Source organism: Natronospirillum operosum (genome assembly GCF_004768465.1).
In the GTDB taxonomy this organism is placed as follows: domain Bacteria; phylum Pseudomonadota; class Gammaproteobacteria; order Pseudomonadales; family Natronospirillaceae; genus Natronospirillum; species Natronospirillum operosum.
In genome coordinates this window covers 31,511-51,365 of record NZ_SRMF01000014.1, presented here as the reverse complement: position 1 = coordinate 51,365, position 19,855 = coordinate 31,511, and the positions used below count along the sequence as shown (strand labels likewise).

Here is a 19,855-nt window from a genome sequence, read left to right as displayed (position 1 = left end):
AAATGACTGACTGGGTGGTGTATGGACAACGCATTCGAAAATCTCAAAGTCATGGTTATTGATGACTCCAAGACCATCAGGCGCACTGCTGAAACGCTGCTGAAGAAGGTCGGTTGCGAAGTCATCACGGCCACAGATGGCTTTGACGCCCTGGCCAAGATTGCCGATACCCGGCCGAGTATCATCTTTGTGGACATCATGATGCCCCGCCTCGACGGTTATCAGACCTGCGCGTTGATCAAGAACAACAGCGCCTTCAAACAGACACCGGTGATCATGCTCTCCAGCAAGGACGGCCTGTTCGACAAGGCCAAGGGGCGCATCGTCGGGTCGGACCAATACCTGACCAAGCCGTTCGGCAAGGATGAACTGTTGGGTGCCATTCGCGAGCATATCCACACCCAGTAACACAGACAATTCTTCAACAGACTCCGCAAAGATTCAGGTTAGAGCAACCATGGCAAAGATACTGATCGTCGACGATTCGCCAACCGAGACCTATGCCTTCAAGACCATGCTTGAGAAGCATGGCTTCGAAGTCCTGACCGCCGAGAATGGCGCCGATGGTGTGGCTGTGGCCCGCAAGGAGCGTCCGGATGTGGTCCTGATGGACATCGTGATGCCCGGCCTGAATGGGTTTCAGGCCACGCGACAACTGGCCAAGGGTGAAGACACGGCCCATATTCCGGTGGTCATTGTGACCACCAAGGATCAGGAAACCGACAAGGTCTGGGGCAAGCGTCAGGGTGCCAAGGGTTACCTGGTCAAGCCGGTGGACGAACAGGTGTTGCTGGATACCATCATGCCGCTGATCGAATAGCAGCGCTATCCGAGCGGCGGCCGCCAACTATGACAACGCTATGACAACCGAATTTTCATCACCCTACCAGGCGTTGACAGTGCTCGCAGAGCTCAGTCGCCAGCGTGCGGTCGGACTGCCACAGCAGGAGACCTTCGAGGAAACCTGGACCGGCGTCGGTTTTCGCCTGGCGGGTCAGGCGCTGGTGTCGCCCATGCATCAGGTGACAGAAATTCTGACCCCGCCGCACTACACCCGCCTGCCCGGCGTCAAGAGCTGGGTGCTGGGTGTGGCCAATGTGCGCGGAAGACTGGTCCCGCTGGTGGATCTGGGTGCCTTCCTGGGGTTGCCCACGCGTGGTGCGGGGCGCAGTCAGCGGGTATTGATTGTGGAGCAGGGAGACCTGCTGGTCGGCCTGCTGGTGGATCAGGTACTGGGCATGCAGCATTACCGCACCCAAGCCCATCAGGAAAGCAGTGATACGTTGCCAAAGGCCCTGCGTCCACTGGTTGACGGCGGTTATCAGAACAACAACGAGCTCTGGCATCTGTTTTCGATGGAAAGACTGATCAGCCAGGAACAATTCATGCAGGTTGCAGCCTGATGGCTGACCGATCCGGATAAATCCGGCAACCAGGGAGCACGAACGGGAGTTCGCGACATGAAGGCAAACTCAAGTATCTGGTCGATTCTGGCCACCAACAGGACCCTCTCGGTCTACCTGATACTGGCACTGATTCTGCTGCTGGGGGTCGGGTCGTTCATTACGCTGATCAACCGGGACGGCAACTTCGACCGCGAATACCTGGCCAACGCCAGTGATCTCAAGGTGCTGTCACAGGAAATCTCCAAGAACGCCACCGAAGCAGCGGCAGGCTCCGAGAGTGCCTTCGTCGCCCTGCGCCAGTCGCGCAACGACTTCCAGAACCGCTGGGACATCATTGTCGAGGGCAATCCGCAAACCGGGCTGCCGGCAGTCAACCGCAACGTGGTCAATGTGGACTCCCTGGAAAACGTCTGGCAGCGGGTGCGGGTCAATGCCGACCAGATTCTGGCCTCCGAAAGCACCATTCTCTCCCTGTTTGAACTCGCCGGCACCATGTCGGAGCGCATTCCGGTGATTCAGGTGGAAAACGATGCCGTGGTGGAGATTCTGCTCGATCAGAATGCCGAAGCCACCCAGGTGGCCGTGGCCCAGCGCCAGAACTGGCTGGCCGAGCGTATCATCCGCAACGTCAACAATGTGCTGGCCGGTGGCGAAGCCGCGGTGCTGGCGGCGAATTCCTTCAGCCGCGATTCCGAACTGTTTGGCCAGGTGCTGCAGGGCCTGATCGAAGGCAGTCCGGATCTCGGCCTGCAGCAGATCAATGACGCCGAAGCGCAGGGCCACCTGACCAATATCCAGACCGAATTCGGGCGCATCAGCGGCTCCGTGGACGAGCTGCTGGAAACCTCCACCGAGCTGTTCCAGGTGCGTGATGCCGCCACCCAGATCTTCGATGAATCCCAGGCCCTGCTGGACGCCGCCACGGCGGTGGAGTCCCAGATTGAGCTGCTGCCGCAGAACCGCATTGCGCAGCCGCAGTTCGCCATCATCATGGCCATCGGCGTAATTGCGCTGATTCTGCTGGCGATCTGGGAAATCTACCGGGCGCAGACCATGAACCTGATGCGCACGGAAGAAGAGAACGAACAGAACCAGAACGCCATCCTGCGGCTGCTGGACGAGCTGGCCGATCTCGCCGACGGTGACCTGACCGCCCAGGCCACGGTGACGGAGGATTTCACCGGCGCCATCGCCGACTCCATCAACTTTGCGATCGACCAGATGCGCCAGTTGGTCACGGCCATCAACGCCACCGCCGTGCAGGTGTCCTCGGCGGCGCAGGAAACTCAGACCACAGCGCGCCAGCTGGCCGACGCCTCCGAACACCAGGCACAGGAAATCGCCGGTGCCTCGGCGGCGGTCAACGAGATGGCGGTGTCCATCGACCAGGTATCGGCCAACGCCGCCGAGTCTTCCGCAGTGGCGGAACGCTCGGTATCCATCGCCAAGAAAGGCTCCGACGTGGTGCAGGCCACCATCAACGGCATGGACAACATTCGCGAGCAGATTCAGGAAACCTCGAAGCGGATCAAGCGTCTGGGTGAATCCTCGCAGGAGATCGGGGACATCGTATCGCTGATCAACGACATTGCCGACCAGACCAACATCCTGTCACTGAATGCAGCCATTCAGGCCTCCATGGCCGGTGATGCCGGCCGCGGCTTTGCCGTGGTCGCAGATGAGGTACAGCGCCTGGCCGAGCGCTCCTCGGCGGCCACCAAGCAGATCGAGGCGCTGGTAAAGAACATCCAGTCGGATACCAACGAAGCGGTTATCTCGATGGAACAGACCACCTCGGAAGTGGTGCGCGGTGCCCGCCTGGCGCAGGACGCGGGTGTGGCGCTGGAAGAAATCGAGAACGTATCGCGCAGCCTGGCTGACCTCATTCAGAACATCTCGAATGCGGCACGCCAGCAGGCATCCTCTGCGGGGCATATTTCCAATACCATGAACGTTATCCAGGAAATCACCTCGCAGACCTCTGCCGGCACCACGGCAACGGCAGAAAGCATCGGTAACCTGGCCAACCTGGCGAAGGACATGCGTGCCTCGGTCGCGGGCTTCAAGCTGCCCGAGGCCCAGGAGGGCGACGAGCTGGACGATCTGGTTCAGCTGCCGAATGACAAGGTCAGTGCCGCCTGAGATCAGGCCAGAGGGTAACCATGACGGGGGTAGCCGCAATCGAATCATCAGCTGGCAAGCGGACCACCAGCGTCTTCGATGACGTCCAGTTCCGGCAATGGCAGCAGCTGTTGGAGGCGCGGACCGGCCTGCGCTTTACCGAAGCACGCCGGGCGCAACTGGAAAGCGGGCTCAAGCAGCGCATGGCCGCCGCCGGCGTGGACGACTTTCAGGCTTACTATGACTGGGTAATAGCGGGTGGTCTGCACGGCGAAACAGAATGGCAGACGCTGATCGACTATCTGACCGTGCAGGAAACCCGGTTTTTCCGTGACCCCAGGGCCATGGAACTGGTTGGCGAGTACCTGCATGCACAATGGCACCGGGGGACCGAGCCAACACAGATCTGGTCGGTCGGCTGTGCCACCGGCGAAGAGGCCTACAGCCTGGCGATGCTGGCGGCCGAACTGAATCGCAAGGCACCCCGGCAACGCGCCTTTGCCGTGACCGGCTCGGACATCAGCGCCCCGGCCATCCACAAGGCACGTCTCGGCCGCTACAATCGCCGCAAGCTGGAGCCGGTGCCGATGGCCCTGCAGCGGCGTTATTTCGACTATGCGGATGACCAGGCTACAGTCCGCCAGTCGCTGGCCGAACACCTGTGTTTCAACCGCCTGAATGTGCTGGAGCTGGATGATGCGCCGCTCACCGGCATGAATGTGATCTACTGCCAGAACCTGTTGATCTACTTTCGCCGCTGGCGGCGACGGGACCTGGTCAATGCGCTGGTGGAACGCCTGAGCCCCGGCGGCCTGCTGGTGCTCGGGCCTGGAGAGCTGCCCGGTTTTGAACACCCGGACCTGATTCAGATCGGCAGCCGCAACTGCCTGGCCTGGTTGCGCAAATACGGCAAGGAATCGACGGAGTAGCCATGGGTGAGCGCCAAGAATACACTGCCCTCGAATGGGTCAACACCGAACTGGCGGAAACCCTGACCCAGGCCCAACGGACGCTGGCCGCCTATGAGGAAGAACCCGGGGATATCACCCGCCTGCAGTTCTGCCTGACCTATCTGCATCAGGTCAGGGGCACACTGGAGATGGTGGAGGTCCACGGGGCGGCACTGCTGGCCCGGGAAATGGAAGCGCTGGCTGCCCATCTGCTGCACCAGGCCGACACCGAGACCATCAGCAATGATGCGCTGTCACTGCTGCTGCAGGGTATTCTGCAACTGCCGGCCTATCTCGAGCGGCTGCAACTGGGCAGCCCCGACCACCCGGCCATCATGTCCCCGCTGATCAATGAACTGCGCGCCGCACGCGGTCTCGGACCGGTAGAAGAGTCGCGCCTGTTCGCGCCCGACCTCACCGGCGAAGCTTCCGCCCTGGCCCGCCCGCTGGACCCGGGCCAACTGACCCCCGACACCCGCGAGCGGCTGCGCAAACTGCGCCAGCTGTTCCAGTATGCCCTGCTGGGCTATCTGCGCGATGATGATTCGGCAGCCAATCTGGACTACCTGCGCAAGGCCGCCCAGCGTCTGTCCGAGCAACTCGGCGACACCGGCGCCGGCCTGCTGTGGCACATCAGTACGGTACTGATCGCCGCCAAGCGGGACGCTGCGCTGCCGGACGATGCCGATATCCGTCAAGTGCTGTCAAAACTGGAGCGTCAGCTCGGGCACCTGATACAGGCCACCGATGAAGGCCGGTCGCCGACCATCGATACCCAGTTGCTGCACCAGATGCTGTACTTTATCGCCCGGGCGCATCCCGCCACGCGCGAAATCGCCGATTTGCAGAGTCGATTCAGCCTGGAAGCCCTGCCCGCGGAGCAGGATGTTCGGGTCGCAACCGGCCGCGAGGCCATGCAGCGCCCGGACCGCCACACCGTCAGCCATGTCACCCGCGCCCTGATCGAGGAACTGACCGAGGTCAAGGAGCAGCTCGACATCTTTGTGCGGGAGCAGGCCGCCAACCCGCAGCGCCTGTCGGAACTGGTACAGCCCCTGCGCCAGATCAGCGACACCATGTCGATGCTGCAACTGGGCCCGGCGCGCGAGGTACTGAATGATCAGATTACCACGCTGGAAACCCTGAGCCGGCAGGCCGAGGTGGACCCGCAGGTGGTGATGGACGTGGCCGGTGGGCTGCTCTATGTCGAATCCACACTGCGCGGCCTTGATGACGGCGAGCCGGCAGATGCACCGGCCGGTGACGGCGAGGTGCTGGCGGCACGCCGCGCGCTCACGGCCGAGATCCGCAATGCCATCGAATCCTGCAAGGAAGCCATCGTCAACTACATCGGCGCGCAATGGAACGCCGACCGCCTCGCAGAGGTGCCGGCCTGGCTGCAGCAGATCCAGGCCAACCTGGACATCTTTCCGCTACCGGAACCGGCGCGCGTGATCGCCGGCGTGCGTCACTATGTCGAACGGGAACTGATCGGCAACCGTGACAGCCAGCCGGACTGGCCGCAGATGGATCGGCTCGCCGATGCCCTGATGGGCGTCGACTACTATCTGGAACGCCTGCCCCGTGACCCGGCCCGGCAACCGGACCCCTCCATTCTCGAGCGTGCCCGCGCCAGCCTCGAAGCCCTGGGCTACCCGGACCCGGCGCCGACCGCAAGCGATCTGCCCGAGTCGGATGCGGCGGTAAAGGCATCGCTGGACGACTATTTCGATCATATCGGGCAGCTCAGCGAAGAGGACATAGAGGCCGCCTGGGATGCGGCTGACCTGACCGAGGCGGAGCCTGCTGAAGCAGAGGAAGACCACGTAACAGCCCTGAGCGCTGACACAGGATCAGCCCTGAGCGCTGACACAGGATCAGCCCTGAGCGCTGACACAAAATCAGCCCTGAGCGCCGAAACTGCTGCGCCCCCGGACACTGCAGAAACAACAGAAGCACTGGCAGAGCCAAAAGAAGACGACGCGGAAGAGGAGCCGCTCGATGACGACATCCGGGCCGTGTTTCTGGAAGAGGCGGAAGAAGTCCTGGTCGAGCTTGATCACTGGTATCCCCAGTACAGCGCCGACCCGGAAAACCGGAATGCCCTGCAGACGGTACGCCGCAGTTTCCATACCCTGAAGGGCAGCGGCCGCATGGTGCAGGCCCAGGTGATCAGTGAACTGGCCTGGGCCGTCGAGAACATGCTCAACCGGCTGCTTGATGGCGCCATCGACCACAGCGCTGCCCTGCTGACCCTGCTGGATGACGTCATTGCCCTGCTGCCGGAACTGGTGGAGGACTTTGCCCACAACCGGCCTTCCGACCAGATGCGTGTTGATGAGTTGTCCGAACGTGCGCATCACCTCGCGCGCGGCGGGCCGCCACCGGACCCGACAACCGCACTGGCAGATGACGAGGCAGCGGAGAGCGCTTCGGCCACCGAGAGCGAGGCCTCAGAGGCGACCGACGAAGATGGACAGCTGTACAGCATCTTCCAGCAGGAAATTCGCCACCACCTGAGCGCCATCACCGGTTTTCTGACCCGCCATCGCCACAGCGCCGAACCCAGTGTCGACGATGCCCTGCAGCGTGCCCTGCATACCATCAAGGGCAGCGCCCATATGGCCGGCATTACCCCCATGGCCGATCTGGTGGCACCAGTGGAGGAACTGGTCCGGGTGCTGCAGTCCATGCGCCAGCCAGTGGACGAATCCGTGCGCAGCCTGCTCGGACAGACCGTGGCTCTGGTCGAGGGCCAGTTGCAGGCCCTGGACCGGCAACAGCCCCCGGAGCCGGCACCGGACGGCCACTTTGATGCGGTCAAGGATATTCAGGCGCGCCTGGCCGACCTGAGCAGTGCGCACCAGACCGAGCCTGCCGGCAGCCTGGTCGCCATCTTTCTCAATGAAGCGATAAACACGGTGCTGGATGCCGAGAACACGCTGACCGAATGGCAGCAGGGCGACATGGAATCGAGCCGGGTGCAGCACCTGCGCCGGGATCTGATCACCCTGGCCGATGCCGCCCGCGCCATAGAACTGCTGCCGCTCAGTTCGCTGACCAACCAGCTGATCCTGTTGTACGAACATCTGGAACAAACCCCGCCAACGGGTGCCGACGACCCCGTGTTCGAGGTACTGTTCCGCGCCCATGAAAGCATTATCGACATGATGGACCGGCTCGCCGCCGGCCAGAGTGTGCAGGAGCAGCAGGCGCTGGAGAATGAACTGGCCGCACTGGCCAGTGCGCCGCTGGCCGGCCCGGATCAGTTGCCGGTGGATGACGGAGCTTCTGCACTCAGCACATTGCGTGATCGGCAGACCGCCGAGGCCACAGCCACCGACGGCACCGACCCCCCGGGCGACGAAGATACCCCACCCTGGGATGCGGTGACCGGCAAGGAACCGGACCAGCCCCTGAGCGCCAGCACGCCACCCGCCCCTTCAGCGACGCCAGCCACCCCGGTTGATGACTCCCGGCCACCCTGGGAGGCCGAAACCGCAGCCGACTGCACGCCTGCCGGCACTGAACCCCTACCAGACGAATCCGCGCCGACAGTGCCGGTGGGAGGTGGTGACCCCGAGCTGGTCGATATCTTTCTCGAAGAAGCCGGAGAACTCCTCGAAACCATAGCCGAAGCGCTGGAAAAATGGCTGGCCGAGCCCGATGATCGCTCACCGGTGGTCACCCTGCAGCGTGATCTGCACACCCTCAAGGGCGGCGCCCGTATGGCCGAAATCGCGCCGATCGCCGACCTCGCGCATGAACTGGAATTCATCTACGAAGGCCTGAGCACCGACCAGTTGGCCGCTGACCCTGCGCTGCTGGCCGAGGTACAGCAGGCGCAGGACGAGCTGGCCGAGATGATCCAGCAGATCAGCCTGCACCAGAGTTGTCCGCCGGCACAGCATCGTATTGCCCGCCTCCGGGCCTTGCGCCGCGGCGAACAACTCCCTGAGGCCGGCCCGGAAACAACCGCGCTCGACACTGCCACCCAGGGTTCGGCTTTTTTTTCTCCGGTAGAACTGGAAAACCTCGACCCGGATATACTTGAAGTATTTGTGGACGAGGCGGCCGAGCTGGTCCACGAACTGGATGAATCCATCGCCCAGTGGCGCGAACGGCCGTCCAACGAGCTGGCCGCCGATGAAATGAAGCGCGTGCTGCACACGCTCAAGGGCGGTGCCCGCCTGGCACGGCTGCCGTCGCTCGGTACACTCAGCCATGAGTTGGAAACCTTTGTGATTCGGGCCCAGCAGGACCGAGTGCCGCTGAATCAGGACTTTTTTCGCCAGGTACTGCAGCAACATGACCTGATAGCCCAGGCCGTGGAAGAGCTGCAGGCCCTGCTCGGCGGCACGCCACCAACGGGCACGAGTGAAGACAGCAGCTCCAATGTCATTCCCTTCCAGCGCCCGGAACCGGGCCGGGAAGCCGACACCACAGACACCCAGACCAGCACCGACGACGGCAATGCCGCGCCGCAGCGGCGAGTGCAGCCGCAGGAAACGGTCAAGGTCAACGCCACACTGCTGGAGAACCTCGTCAACCTCGCGGGTGAAAGCAGCATTTCACGCGCGCGGCTGGAAGAGCAGATCAGCGACCTCGGCTTTACCCTGAACGATCTGGACACCACCATCGACCGCCTGCGCGAGAAGGTGCGCCAGCTCGACATCGAGACCGAAGCTCAGGTGCTGTTCCGGCAGGAGCGTGCCGAGGAAACCGATTATCAGGATTTCGACCCGCTGGAGATGGACCGCTATTCCCAGATCCAGCAGCTGTCCCGCTCCCTGATGGAGACGTCGTCCGACCTGGTGGATCTGCGCGCCACCCTGGCCAACAAGTCTCGCGATGCCGAAACCGTCCTGCTGCAGCAGTCCCGCATCCATTCCGATCTGCAAGAAGGCCTGATGCAGACGCGCATGGTGCCCTTCGCCCGTCTGGTGCCCAGACTGCGACGCATCGTGCGCCAGGTCTGCAACGAACTGGACAAGCAGGCCCGCTTCGAGATCGAGAACGCCGAGGGCGAGATGGACCGCAGCGTACTTGAACGCATGGTGTCACCACTCGAGCACATGCTGCGCAACGCCGTCGACCATGGTCTGGAAGATGCTGCCGGGCGTGCTGCTGCCGGCAAGCCTGCCGAGGGCCTGATCCGGCTGAACCTGCAGCGCGAGGGTGGCGATATCGTGCTGCGCCTCAGCGATGACGGCCAGGGCATCAATGTGGATGACGTGCGCGCCAAGGCACTGGAGCGTGGCCTGATCGACGCCGACTCGGAGATGGATGACCATGAGGTGCTGCAGTTCATCCTCACCAGTGGCTTCTCCACTGCCAGCGAGGTCACCCAGATCTCGGGCCGCGGCGTCGGCATGGATGTGGTGCACAACGAGGTGAAGGCGCTCGGCGGCACCATGGATATTGCCACCACGGAAGGCGCCGGTACCGTCTTCACCGTCCGTCTGCCCTTCACGGTATCGGTCAACCGGGCGCTGATGGTGGGTGTGGGCGAGGATATCTACGCCATCCCGCTGAACACCATAGACGGGGTCGCCCGCGTGCAGCCGGACCAACTGAGCCACTATCTGCATGACGATCACGCCCGCTTTGCCTATGGCAGTGCCCAGTACCGGGTTCGCTCGCTGGCGGAAGTCATGGGCGCAGACCACCAGTTGCATGTCGACGAACTGACTCATCCGCAGCCGCTGATTCTGGTCAAGGCCATGGACCGCAAGGAACCCCTGGCCATGCACGTCGACCGGCTGATGGGCTCACGCGAAGTCGTGGTCAAGACCCTGGGGCCCCAGTTCGCCAGCGTACCGTCGGTATCCGGCGCCACCATTCTCGGTGACGGCAGCGTGGTGGTGATTCTCGACCTGCCAGCACTGCTGCGCAGCCATGTGACCAGCCAGTCACTGGAACACGCAGCGCCAGCGGCGCTGGAAAGCGATGAAAGCGATGCCGACACCCCCGTGCAGCCACAGCGAGCCATTGAACGCACCCTGAACGTCATGGTGGTGGATGACTCGGTAACCGTGCGCAAGGTCACCAGCCGCCTGCTGGAACGCCATGGCATGCAGGTACTGACCGCCAAGGACGGCGTGGATGCCATGACCCAGTTGCAGGACCATGAACCCGACATCATTCTGCTGGATATCGAAATGCCGCGCATGGACGGCTTCGAAGTCGCCAACCGCGTGCGTCACACCGAACGCCTGAGCCGCATACCCATCATCATGATTACCTCGCGCAGCGGCCAGAAACACAAGGACCGTGCTCATGAGATCGGCGTGAACGAATACATGGGCAAGCCCTTTCAGGAGGGTCCGCTGCTGGATGCCATTCGGCGGCTGACCAGAGAGCCATGACAGCAGCGCCACCGGACCAGGCCCGCCATCCCCCCACTGTTGCCGTGCTGGCCGACGACCTGTTGCAGCAACAGCGCCTGCGGGCACTGCTGTCGGAAGCCGGCTATGACGTAGTGATCAGCACCACGCCGGACCGCCTGAACCCGGCCTTGGTGCAGAGCGCCACCATCGGGCTGTGGCTGGTCGATGCAGATCTGGACCACTGTGATCCCGAGATCCGCGATACCCTCTATGAAGCGCGTGACTGCCCGGTGCTGTTTGACGAGGCCCCGGCCTGCGAGCGCAATGACACCGCCTATCGCCTGTGGGAGCGCCGGCTGCTGAAAACCATCGCCGAAGCCCTGGCCGACCGTACCCGACAGCCCCCACCGACCGCCCCGGAGGTATCACGCCGGGATCTGCAACAACTGCGCTCCTCGGCCCAGCGGACCCTGACGCTGCCGGAAGCCCTGCGCCAGCGCTCACCGGATGACAATACGCCACTGTGGATTCTGGCCGCGTCTCTGGGCGGGCCGGCAGCAATCAAGGCCTTTCTGGATGTGCTGCCGGCCGGGCTGCCCTGTCGCTTTCTCTATGCCCAGCACATCGACAGCCATTTTGAAGACCAGCTGATAAGCAGCCTGGGGCGGCACTGCGCGCTGCCAGTGCAGCGCCTGCAGTCCGGCAGCACGCTGCCCGCCGGCACCGTCAATGTGGTGCCGGTATCGCACAGCCTGCGCGTCGCCACCACGGGCCGCCTGCACCACAACGAATACGGCTGGCGCGGGCCCTTCAGCCCCTGCCTGGATGAACTGATGCAGACCCTGGCGGCCGCCTTTCCCGGCCGGGTCCATGCCATGGTATTCAGTGGTATGGGGGGTGACGCCCTGCTGGGCGCCGATACCTTGCGCGCTGCCAACGGCGAGGTGTGGGTACAGGCCCCGGACAGCTGCATACAGCCTGCCATGCCGGAAGCCATCCGCGCCGCCGGGCTGCACACCGCCCAGGGCGACCCAGTGGCACTGGCACAGGCCCTGCTGCATCATCTGCAATACGGTGCCGCCAGGCCGGAACCGGAATCAACAACGGGAGATCCGCATGACGCAGAGCTTGAACCCGACCCGCGGTGAGCGCAGTGACGAACTGACCGCCCTGCTGCTGCCCCTGCAGGGTGGTCTGCAACTGCTGATACCCAATATCACCATGGCCGAGCTGGCCCCCGGGGACACCCCCACCGACGAGGGCAGCACGGGTCTGGACTGGCTGGCCGGTCAGATCCTCTGGCGCGGACACGGCATACCAGTCGTCAGGTGGGAAGGGCTGACCGGGCATCCCATCGAAGCCGACAGCGAGGACCATCGCTTTGCGGTGATGAACCGTCTCTATGATGATCTCGACAGCCCCTTCTATGCCCTGCTGATTCAGGGCATTCCGCGCATGCTGCGGATCAGCCCCGAGTCACTGAGTGCGGCCACCGACAGCGCGGATGACCAGTTGCCGGGCACCCTGTTTACAGTGGACACCGAGATGGGGCAAGCCCATATCCCCGATATCGCCTGGCTGGAACAGCAACTGGCCAGCATGCTGCGTCAGTAGTCACCCCAGAGCGCCTGCACCGCAGACAGCAGCGCCACCGGTGCGGTTTCGGTGCGCAGCACGCGCGGCCCCAATACCACCGGCGTAAAGCCAGCGGCCTGGGCGCGCGCCAGATCCTGTTCGGACAACCCGCCTTCGGGCCCGATCAGAGCCGTTATCGCGGTCGGCGGCGGCAGCTCCTGCAACCGGGTTGCATGTTCATGATGCAGCACCAGGCGCAGATCCGTCAGCGGCACGGTCTGCAGCCAGTCAGCCAACGCCTGCACCGGAGCGACCTCGGGTACCCGGGCGCGGGCGCATTGCTCGGCGGCACTGATCGCCACCTGCTGCCAGCGCGCCTGTTTCTTCTCCGCCCGCTCGCCCTTCAGGCGCAGCTCTGAACGCTCGGTCGCCAGCGGCGTGATGCTCAAGACGCCAAGTTCGGTGGCCTTCTGGATCGCATACTCCATGCGATCACCCAGCGACATGCCAATGCCCAGACGCACCGCCACCGGGCTTTCGGATTCCACTGCCACCTCGGTCTTGATGGCCACCGTCGCCTGCTTCTTCCCGCTCAGCGTCAGTTCGCCCTGATAGTCCTGGCCATCGCCATTGAACAGCACCACGGCAGCGCCGGACTCCAGACGCAGCGCACGGATGTGCTGCACCGTCTCCGGACTCAGATCGACGGTCTGGCCGGGTGCCAGTGGCTGGGCTTCATGAAAACGCGAAATGGGCATAGACTGACAGGCCTGTGACTGGCTGCATGAACGGAACCGCATTATGGCCGAACCCGACTGGCGTGAACAACTCTACACCCTGGTAGCCATGATTCCACCCGGCACCACCACCAGCTATGGCGCCCTGGCACAGCAGATCAGCGGCGCCAGCGCACGCTCGGTGGCGCGCGCCATGAGCCAGTTGCCGGAAGGCACCCGCCTGCCCTGGCATCGCGTCATCCGCGCCGACGGCCGCCTGCCCGACCACCCCGGGCGGGATGAGCAGGCACAGCGGCTGCGGGCAGAGGGCGTCTTTATTCGATAGTAACGGCCCTGGCCAGATCAGAGGCTCTCTGCTCCTGCCGACCTCCAACTCCCCCGCGCCACCCAACAGTCCGAAAACCCGACCTAAAACCCTACTTTAGTATCTAAGCCGAATAACCCGGCTCCCATAAACTGCCCCGAGTCCACAATCATTGGAGTCGGCCCATGACACCCTTTTTCAGAGTTCCGCTTCTTGCGCTGGTACTTGCCACAGTCACTGTGCAGGAGAGCGCAGCCTACGAGCTCGAAATATCGGCGTTTGGTACCTTGACCGAGCTATCGGTGCGCGCCGAAGACGAACGCAGACTGGCCAGCAATGTGCTTTTCGTCGGCGCGGGGGTTGCGGCTATTGGTGGCATAGGTGCGCACATTGACGGCAGCTACAAAGCGGCCTCCCTGCTCTCGGTCACCAGTGCAGTGGCACTGGGCGGTGGCGTACTGGCACGCCACTACGAAACGTCTACCGAACGGGCACTGAGCCGGGTGGAGACTATAGAAGACCCCGCAGAACGTGAACAGCGTTCGCGTGACGCCCTCTTTCAACTGGCCAGCGACCAACGCGGCAGTCGTCTCACCTCAGGCGTTCTGCACGCCGGATTGGCGTCCTACTACTTTTTCCTGGCCGATGGCGACAGCGATTCAGACACGCTGAACGGTGTGGTTTCGCTTGCTGCCAGCGTAGCGCGATTCGCCATTCCGGGCCCGGCAGAACGAGCCGTCAAGCGGCTGCAGCAAGACAACCGGGACCAGGCAGTGCTGGACAATCTGGACTGGCAACTGGGCATTGCCGAGAGTGGCAGCCCCATGCTGGCGCTGGGTATCAGGTTCTAGGGCCAAGAATTCACTACCCTGCCAGGTGCTGCTTTGTTGTACTATCAGGCAATGCCCACACCGATACTTGCCACCAAACTGTATGCTCCCCCGGCGAAGGCGATGGTGATCCGTCGTCCTCGCCTGCTGGACCGCATTCGCGCCGGGCGTGAAGGCAAGCTGACCCTGATGTCCGCCCCTGCAGGGTTTGGCAAAACCACGCTGGTCAGCAGTTGGCTGGCCGACCAGGGTCAGGCGGTGGCGTGGCTCTCCCTGGATGATAACGATAAAGACCCCTACCGGCTGCTGGTGTATCTGATTGCGGCCGTACAGACGGTGCAGCCCCGGTTTGGTGAGCGCATGATGGCGGCCCTGCAGGGGCCACAGCCACCGCCCCTCGATGTTGTGGCCACCGAATTGATCAACGAATTGCACGATCTGGAAGACACCATCATCCTGGTGCTGGATGATTTGCACTGCGCCCAGTCGGAAGCTACGAATCCGCTGCTCACCAACCTGGTTGAGTACCTGCCCGACACGGTGCGCCTCGTCATCACGACCCGAGAGGAGCCCAGGCTGGCACTGGCCAGACTGAGAGCCAAAGGCGATCTGACTGAATTCAGGACGGCCGACCTGCGTTTCAACACCGAAGAAATTACTCTTTTCCTGAACCAGATGATGCGGTTGAACATACCGACCCAGGGTATAGCAGCACTGGAAAGAAGCACTGAAGGCTGGATTGCCGGGCTGCAGCTCGCGGCCCTGTCGCTGCAAGGTCAGGTCGGTCTCGACGACCTGCTTGCCCAGATCGAGCATGGACATCAGTTCATCGTTGAGTACCTGCTGGAAGACGTGCTGCTGAAGCAACCCGCTTCCATGCAGAATTTTCTGCTCTGCACTGCGGTCCTGAAGCGTTTCTGCGCACCCCTGTGCGATGCGGTTATGGACTCGGGTGACGATGCTCACCGGGACAAGTCCAGCCAGAAAACCCTGGACTTCATTGAGCGCGCCAACCTGTTCATTGTTCCTCTGGACGCCGAGCGACAGTGGTTCAGATACCATCACCTGTTTGCCGACCTGTTGCGTAAACGCCTGCAGCAGCAGTCCCCCGAGAGTGTGCGTCAACGTCATGTTGCGGCCAGCCGCTGGTTTTTGCAGCAAGGACTGGAAGTGGAAGCGTTTGAACATGCTGCGGCCGCTGAAGACTACGAACTCGCACTGCAGATCATTGGCGGCGGCATCATGCCACTGCAGTTTCGTGGCGGCGTGTTCCCCATCATAGGCTGGCTCGAAACCTTGTCACCGGACGTCATGAATCGCCACCCAGACTTGTGGGTGAATTGGGGGTCTTCATTGCTGGTCCTCGGGCGTGTTGACGGGGTGGTGGAAAAGACCGACCACGCCGAGCGCGCACTGCAGCAACTGCCCCCGGACAGCGTCGACCCCGAGATACTGGGCCGTATCGCGTCCATCAGAGCTTCTGTTGCCGTCACCCGGCACGATCACGACGCCATACTGATCCAGGCCAACATTGCCCTGAAGCACCTGAAACCCGACAACCTGGCGGTGCGCGCCTCTGTCACCTGGGCCTCCGGTTATGCGCATTCGCTACGCCGCGAGCCTGACCTTGCAGAACAGGCTTATTCGGAAAGCCTTGCCGTCTGTGATCAAACCGGACACGTCATTATCGGCAATATGTGTCGCCTGGGTCTGGCCATGATCTGGCTGGACAACCTCAAGTTCCATCAGGTCGCCCATATCTGCCAGGAGGCCCTTGAACAGGCCGGCGACACCCCACCTCCGCCCCTTTGCGATGCGTTCCTGGCGCTGGGCATAGTGCACTATCATTGGAACGAATTGGAAAAAGCCCGGGAATACGCCAACCTGGCGCTGCCCATGGCACAGAAGATCCTTCATACCGACCGCGCCGCCTACTGTGAATTGTTCATGGCCCAGATAGCCCTGGCACAAGGTGACGTCCCGGCCGTCGATGAACGGCTGAAACGGCTCGAAAGGACTATTGTGCAAAATGGCTATGATTTGCAGCGCCCCTACCTGGCGAGCCTGCGCACGCGGCTGGCGCTGCAACAAAACAACCCGGTCCAGGCAGAGCACTGGGCCAAACTGCACCCGCAGACGCATTATCGCGTCGTCGTCTGTCTGGCCAGGAGAGATATCGCAGAAGCCGAGGCCCTGCTGGCCTCCGATACCGCGCCGCCTGTCACGCATGTGGACCGGCTGCTCCAACATCTGTCTCGGGCCCTGGTGAGTCACGCTGCCGGGGATGCGCCAGCGGCCTTGAACCATCTCGCGCCAGCCATAGATCTGGTCGAACCCGAGAAAGCCTTGCGCGTGTTTCTGGACGAAGGCGCACCCATGGAGGCCCTGCTGAAAGCGGCTCAGAGTCAACCAGGCACAGACCAGGTCGCCCCGGCTTTTGTGCAAACCCTGTTAACTCTGTTCAGCCAGCCCAGGGTGCCTGAATCGAAAACCAACCAGCCGGCGCTTGCCGAGCCCATCAGCAAGCGCGAACTGGAAGTGCTGCGCCTGGTCGCCGAAGGGTTGTCGAATCAGGAAATCAGCGAACGGCTGCACCGAGCCCTGAGCACCATCAAGGGCCACAACAAATCCATCTATGAAAAACTCAACGTGCAGCGCCGCACCGAAGCGATCGCCAGGGCGCGCGAACTTGGCCTGCTTTAGAACAGTACATTGGTATCTGCAGCAGTTCGGCCAGAGCTTGCACTTTTTCGATACTCAAGAGCCCGAAACCGCCGGCGCCTCATCTTCTTGTAAAAATACCTTACTCTGCATGGGCCTAAGCCAAGCCTCATCGCCTTGCAGCAGTCCAAGGCCACGGAACTGATGTTTCGACATCTCTGCCTGAATAAGCTCCTTCGAATGCTCTGTTTGCAGCTCAAGTCGAACAGAAGGACCAATAACCAGTATCGATTTGACTATGGCATGGATTGCATCCCCGGATTCATTACTGGCCAGCACTTCGATTTCGTGCGGGCGAATGTAGGCGAGTGCATCCTGCTCCTGGCTGTCATGATGTTCGGGCACGGGCACACTCAGATCACCGATGGTTGCAGTACCTTCATGAACGCGTGCATGAAACAGGTTCACGTTACCCAGAAAGCGATATACAAAGGGGTTGGCAGGGTGGTCGTACACTTCTTCCGGCGTACCCTCTTGCTCTACTCGACCATTGTTCATGACCACGACGCGATCGGACACTTCCAGGGCTTCTTCCTGGTCATGAGTAACGAACACACTGGTGACATGTATTTCGTCGTGCAGTCGACGCAGCCAACGCCGCAACTCAGCGCGTACTTTGGCATCCAATGCACCAAAGGGCTCGTCTAACAACAATACTTTGGGTTCAACTGCCAGGGCTCGAGCCAGGGCAATGCGTTGACGCTGACCACCGGAAAGCTGTGCGGGGTATCGGTGGGCCGTCCAGTCCAGTTGCACCAGTTCCAGCAAATTCATTACTTTCTTGCGAATGGCCTCTTTACTTGGCCGCTCGCGACGTGGCTTGACGGTCAACCCATAGGCGACGTTTTCGAACACGGTCATGTGCTTGAATAGCGCATAGTGTTGAAACACAAAGCCTACACCGCGATCGCTGACATGTTCATGCGTCTGGTCCTGGCCATGAAACTCGATATGCCCAGAATCCGCTTGCTCCAAGCCGGCAATAATACGCAGCAACGTTGTTTTGCCGGAACCGGATGGGCCCAGCAACGCGGTAAGTTGACCCTCTGGCAGGTCCAGAGAAACGTTGTCCACGGCAATGAAATCATTAAAACGTTTGTTGATACGATCGACACGTATACTCATTATGCTGTCACTCCTGTGCGTTGTTCCAGCCACTCCACCGTGCTCTTGATGGCAATGGTAACCAGGGCCAAACCGGTTAAAATTGATGACACGGCGAAGGCCGCCGTAAACATGTATTCGTTGTAAAGCACCTCAATGTGCAGCGGCATGGTGTTCGTTTCGCCACGAATACGGCCAGACACAATAGCCACGGCACCGAATTCGCCCATGGCCCGCGCATTACACAAAATAATGCCGTAGATCAGCCCCCATTTGACATTCGGCAAGGTCACATACCAGAACGTTTTGAGGCCACTGGCTCCCAGTGTGAGCGAAGCCTCTTCCTCCTGTTTCCCTTGCTCTTGCATCAAGGGAATCAGTTCACGTGCTATGAACGGCATGGTGCCAAAGGCGATAACGACGACAATGCCAGGAACCGCGAAAATGATTTGCAGGTCGTGCGCACTGAGCCAGTTACCCAGCCAGCCTTGGGAACCGAAAAGGATGACAAAGATCAACCCCACTACAACCGGTGAGATCGCAAACGGCATGTCGATCAATGAAATCAGAAAGGGTTTGCCGTGAAACTCGAACTTCGCCACGGCCCACGCCACGGTAACGCCAAACACCACGTTGATAGGGACCACGATCGCCACGACCAATAAGGTAAGACGGATGGCGGAGCGCGCGTCTGGTTCCGTCACAGCGGCGTACCAGACACCCAGCCCCTGCTCGAAAGCGCCCACAAGTACAACCAGTAACGGAAGAATCAGAAACGCGGAAAGAAAGGCCAGGGCGATGCCTATCAGCGAGCGCCTTACCCATTCTGGCTCCTCGGTCGCACGCTGCCACTCGGCGGCTCTATTCAGTTGCACCGGTGTCGCCTGTGCCGATGTATTCAGTTCAGACATAAGATACTCCTAATGCGAAAAGCGGCGGGTAGACCACCACTGCAATCCGTTGATGACAAGTAACATCACAAACGCAGCCAGCAACATCACCGTTCCAATGGCGGCGGCACCCTGGTAGTCGTATTGTTCTGCCTTGGCGACAATCAACAGAGGTGTTATTTCTGTGAGGTAGGGCAAGTTGCCGGAAATAAACACCACGGAACCGTATTCACCGAGCGCTCGCGCAAAAGCCAGGGCATAACCGGTGAGCAAAGCGGGCATCAGGGCGGGGAGAATGACGCGGCGAATGGTCGTGAGCCGGCTCGCACCGAGTGCAGCAGAAGCTTCTTCGAGCTCGGATTCGAGATCCTCCAACACTGGTTGCACCGTGCGCACCACGAAAGGCAGGCCTATGTAGGTCAAAGCGATCACTACGCCTATTTGGGTGTATGCAATGCGAATCCCGTAGACATGGAAATACTGCCCTACCCAACCGGTAGATGCGTAGAGCGTTACCAGAGCAATGCCTGCAACTGCTGTGGGCAAGGCAAACGGCAAGTCGATCAGTGCGTCCACAAGGCGTTTAAAGGGAAATTGGTAACGCACCAAAACCCATGACACCAGAAGCCCGAAAACCAGATTGATAGTGGCACCGATCAGTGAGGCGCCAAATGAAAGCCGGTAGGACGCCACCACCTGCGGGTGGCTGATGGCTCGCCAGAACTGATCCCAAGATTGAGTCATGGTGAACAGCAGCAATCCGCCGACCGGGATCAAGAACAGAAAGGTGATGTAGAGCAGTGAAAACCCCATAGTGATGCCAAATCCGGGTATCACATTGCGCGAACGACTGGATCTCAGAAAGCTTGAGGGGGCCAAGGTGGTCAT

The 19,855-nt window shown here is 61.4% G+C and carries 15 protein-coding genes; 11 read left to right on the top strand and 4 right to left on the bottom strand.

What is annotated here, in order from left to right; genetic code table 11:
- Window positions 1-21: 21 nt before the first annotated feature.
- From pilG to E4656_RS18830, 8 genes are read left to right on the top strand one after another with little or no spacing between them, the layout of a single operon-like run.
- Window positions 22-408 (top strand): twitching motility response regulator PilG, encoded by a 387-nt coding sequence (gene pilG, locus E4656_RS18865; RefSeq protein WP_135484884.1) that lies wholly within the window; start codon window positions 22-24, stop codon window positions 406-408.
- 49 nt (window positions 409-457) lie between these two features.
- Entirely contained in the window at window positions 458-820 is a 363-nt protein-coding gene (pilH, locus tag E4656_RS18860; RefSeq protein WP_135484883.1) for a twitching motility response regulator PilH, read from the top strand.
- 40 nt (window positions 821-860) lie between these two features.
- Window positions 861-1,403 carry a chemotaxis protein CheW gene (locus E4656_RS18855; RefSeq protein ID WP_135484882.1) on the top strand — a complete coding sequence of 181 codons (543 nt, stop codon included), beginning with the start codon at window positions 861-863 and terminating at the stop codon, window positions 1,401-1,403.
- Window positions 1,404-1,460: 57 nt separating this feature from the next.
- Window positions 1,461-3,548 carry a methyl-accepting chemotaxis protein gene (locus E4656_RS18850; protein ID WP_135484881.1) on the top strand — a complete coding sequence of 696 codons (2,088 nt, stop codon included), beginning with the start codon at window positions 1,461-1,463 and terminating at the stop codon, window positions 3,546-3,548.
- A gap of 20 nt (window positions 3,549-3,568) precedes the next feature.
- Entirely contained in the window at window positions 3,569-4,456 is an 888-nt protein-coding gene (locus E4656_RS18845) for a CheR family methyltransferase (RefSeq protein WP_135484880.1), read from the top strand.
- Between the two features lie 2 nt (window positions 4,457-4,458).
- Complete coding sequence (locus E4656_RS18840; RefSeq protein ID WP_135484879.1) at window positions 4,459-10,845, top strand: hybrid sensor histidine kinase/response regulator; 6,387 nt, start codon at window positions 4,459-4,461, stop codon at window positions 10,843-10,845.
- Window positions 10,842-11,954, top strand: coding sequence for a chemotaxis protein CheB (locus E4656_RS18835; protein ID WP_135484878.1), 1,113 nt, complete (start codon window positions 10,842-10,844; stop codon window positions 11,952-11,954). The genes E4656_RS18840 and E4656_RS18835 overlap by 4 nt, the downstream gene beginning before the upstream one ends.
- Complete coding sequence (locus E4656_RS18830) at window positions 11,923-12,420, top strand: chemotaxis protein CheW (protein WP_135484877.1); 498 nt, start codon at window positions 11,923-11,925, stop codon at window positions 12,418-12,420. Before E4656_RS18835 ends, E4656_RS18830 begins: the two co-directional genes overlap by 32 nt.
- On the opposite strand, the gene E4656_RS18825 is transcribed toward E4656_RS18830, so the two are convergent.
- Window positions 12,414-13,139 (bottom strand): 16S rRNA (uracil(1498)-N(3))-methyltransferase, encoded by a 726-nt coding sequence (locus E4656_RS18825; protein WP_135484876.1) that lies wholly within the window; start codon window positions 13,137-13,139, stop codon window positions 12,414-12,416. The genes E4656_RS18830 and E4656_RS18825 overlap by 7 nt on opposite strands.
- Window positions 13,140-13,182: 43 nt before the next feature.
- Between E4656_RS18825 and E4656_RS18820 the strand changes: the two genes are divergently transcribed.
- The 3 genes from E4656_RS18820 to E4656_RS18810 all read left to right on the top strand — a co-directional run bounded on the left by E4656_RS18820 (window position 13,183) and on the right by E4656_RS18810 (window position 16,955).
- Window positions 13,183-13,443: an MGMT family protein gene (locus E4656_RS18820; protein WP_135484875.1), complete on the top strand. Its 261-nt coding sequence runs from the start codon at window positions 13,183-13,185 to the stop codon at window positions 13,441-13,443.
- Window positions 13,444-13,607: 164 nt separating this feature from the next.
- Window positions 13,608-14,273 carry a hypothetical protein gene (locus E4656_RS18815; protein ID WP_135484874.1) on the top strand — a complete coding sequence of 222 codons (666 nt, stop codon included), beginning with the start codon at window positions 13,608-13,610 and terminating at the stop codon, window positions 14,271-14,273.
- A gap of 102 nt (window positions 14,274-14,375) precedes the next feature.
- The gene (locus E4656_RS18810; protein ID WP_167856147.1) at window positions 14,376-16,955 is read left to right on the top strand and encodes a winged helix-turn-helix domain-containing protein; all 2,580 of its coding nucleotides are present in this window, start codon (window positions 14,376-14,378) and stop codon (window positions 16,953-16,955) included.
- A gap of 54 nt (window positions 16,956-17,009) precedes the next feature.
- On the opposite strand, the gene E4656_RS18805 is transcribed toward E4656_RS18810, so the two are convergent.
- Genes E4656_RS18805 through cysT form a run of 3 tightly spaced genes read right to left on the bottom strand, consistent with a single transcriptional unit; the run spans window position 17,010 to window position 19,855 of the window.
- On the bottom strand, window positions 17,010-18,098 hold the full coding sequence (locus tag E4656_RS18805) for a sulfate/molybdate ABC transporter ATP-binding protein (RefSeq protein ID WP_135484872.1): 1,089 nt from the start codon (window positions 18,096-18,098) through the stop codon (window positions 17,010-17,012).
- Window positions 18,098-18,988: a sulfate ABC transporter permease subunit CysW gene (cysW, locus tag E4656_RS18800; RefSeq protein ID WP_135484871.1), complete on the bottom strand. Its 891-nt coding sequence runs from the start codon at window positions 18,986-18,988 to the stop codon at window positions 18,098-18,100. Before cysW ends, E4656_RS18805 begins: the two co-directional genes overlap by 1 nt.
- Before the next feature lie 9 nt (window positions 18,989-18,997).
- The gene (gene cysT, locus E4656_RS18795) at window positions 18,998-19,855 is read right to left on the bottom strand and encodes a sulfate ABC transporter permease subunit CysT (protein WP_135484870.1); all 858 of its coding nucleotides are present in this window, start codon (window positions 19,853-19,855) and stop codon (window positions 18,998-19,000) included.

What these genes read in the sequence shown, in the direction of transcription:
- E4656_RS18825 (WP_135484876.1), bottom strand. Translation starts at nt 13,139, where the DNA reads ATGCCCATTTCGCGTTTTCATGAAGCCCAGCCACTGGCACCCGGCCAG.
- E4656_RS18840 (WP_135484879.1), top strand. Translation starts at nt 4,459, where the DNA reads ATGGGTGAGCGCCAAGAATACACTGCCCTCGAATGGGTCAACACCGAA.
- E4656_RS18845 (WP_135484880.1), top strand. Translation starts at nt 3,569, where the DNA reads ATGACGGGGGTAGCCGCAATCGAATCATCAGCTGGCAAGCGGACCACC.
- pilH (WP_135484883.1), top strand. Translation starts at nt 458, where the DNA reads ATGGCAAAGATACTGATCGTCGACGATTCGCCAACCGAGACCTATGCC.
- E4656_RS18850 (WP_135484881.1), top strand. Translation starts at nt 1,461, where the DNA reads ATGAAGGCAAACTCAAGTATCTGGTCGATTCTGGCCACCAACAGGACC.
- pilG (WP_135484884.1), top strand. Translation starts at nt 22, where the DNA reads ATGGACAACGCATTCGAAAATCTCAAAGTCATGGTTATTGATGACTCC.
- E4656_RS18835 (WP_135484878.1), top strand. Translation starts at nt 10,842, where the DNA reads ATGACAGCAGCGCCACCGGACCAGGCCCGCCATCCCCCCACTGTTGCC.
- E4656_RS18815 (WP_135484874.1), top strand. Translation starts at nt 13,608, where the DNA reads ATGACACCCTTTTTCAGAGTTCCGCTTCTTGCGCTGGTACTTGCCACA.
- E4656_RS18855 (WP_135484882.1), top strand. Translation starts at nt 861, where the DNA reads ATGACAACCGAATTTTCATCACCCTACCAGGCGTTGACAGTGCTCGCA.
- cysW (WP_135484871.1), bottom strand. Translation starts at nt 18,988, where the DNA reads ATGTCTGAACTGAATACATCGGCACAGGCGACACCGGTGCAACTGAAT.
- E4656_RS18830 (WP_135484877.1), top strand. Translation starts at nt 11,923, where the DNA reads ATGACGCAGAGCTTGAACCCGACCCGCGGTGAGCGCAGTGACGAACTG.
- E4656_RS18820 (WP_135484875.1), top strand. Translation starts at nt 13,183, where the DNA reads ATGGCCGAACCCGACTGGCGTGAACAACTCTACACCCTGGTAGCCATG.
- E4656_RS18810 (WP_167856147.1), top strand. Translation starts at nt 14,376, where the DNA reads ATGGTGATCCGTCGTCCTCGCCTGCTGGACCGCATTCGCGCCGGGCGT.
- E4656_RS18805 (WP_135484872.1), bottom strand. Translation starts at nt 18,098, where the DNA reads ATGAGTATACGTGTCGATCGTATCAACAAACGTTTTAATGATTTCATT.
- cysT (WP_135484870.1), bottom strand. Translation starts at nt 19,855, where the DNA reads ATGACCACCTTGGCCCCCTCAAGCTTTCTGAGATCCAGTCGTTCGCGC.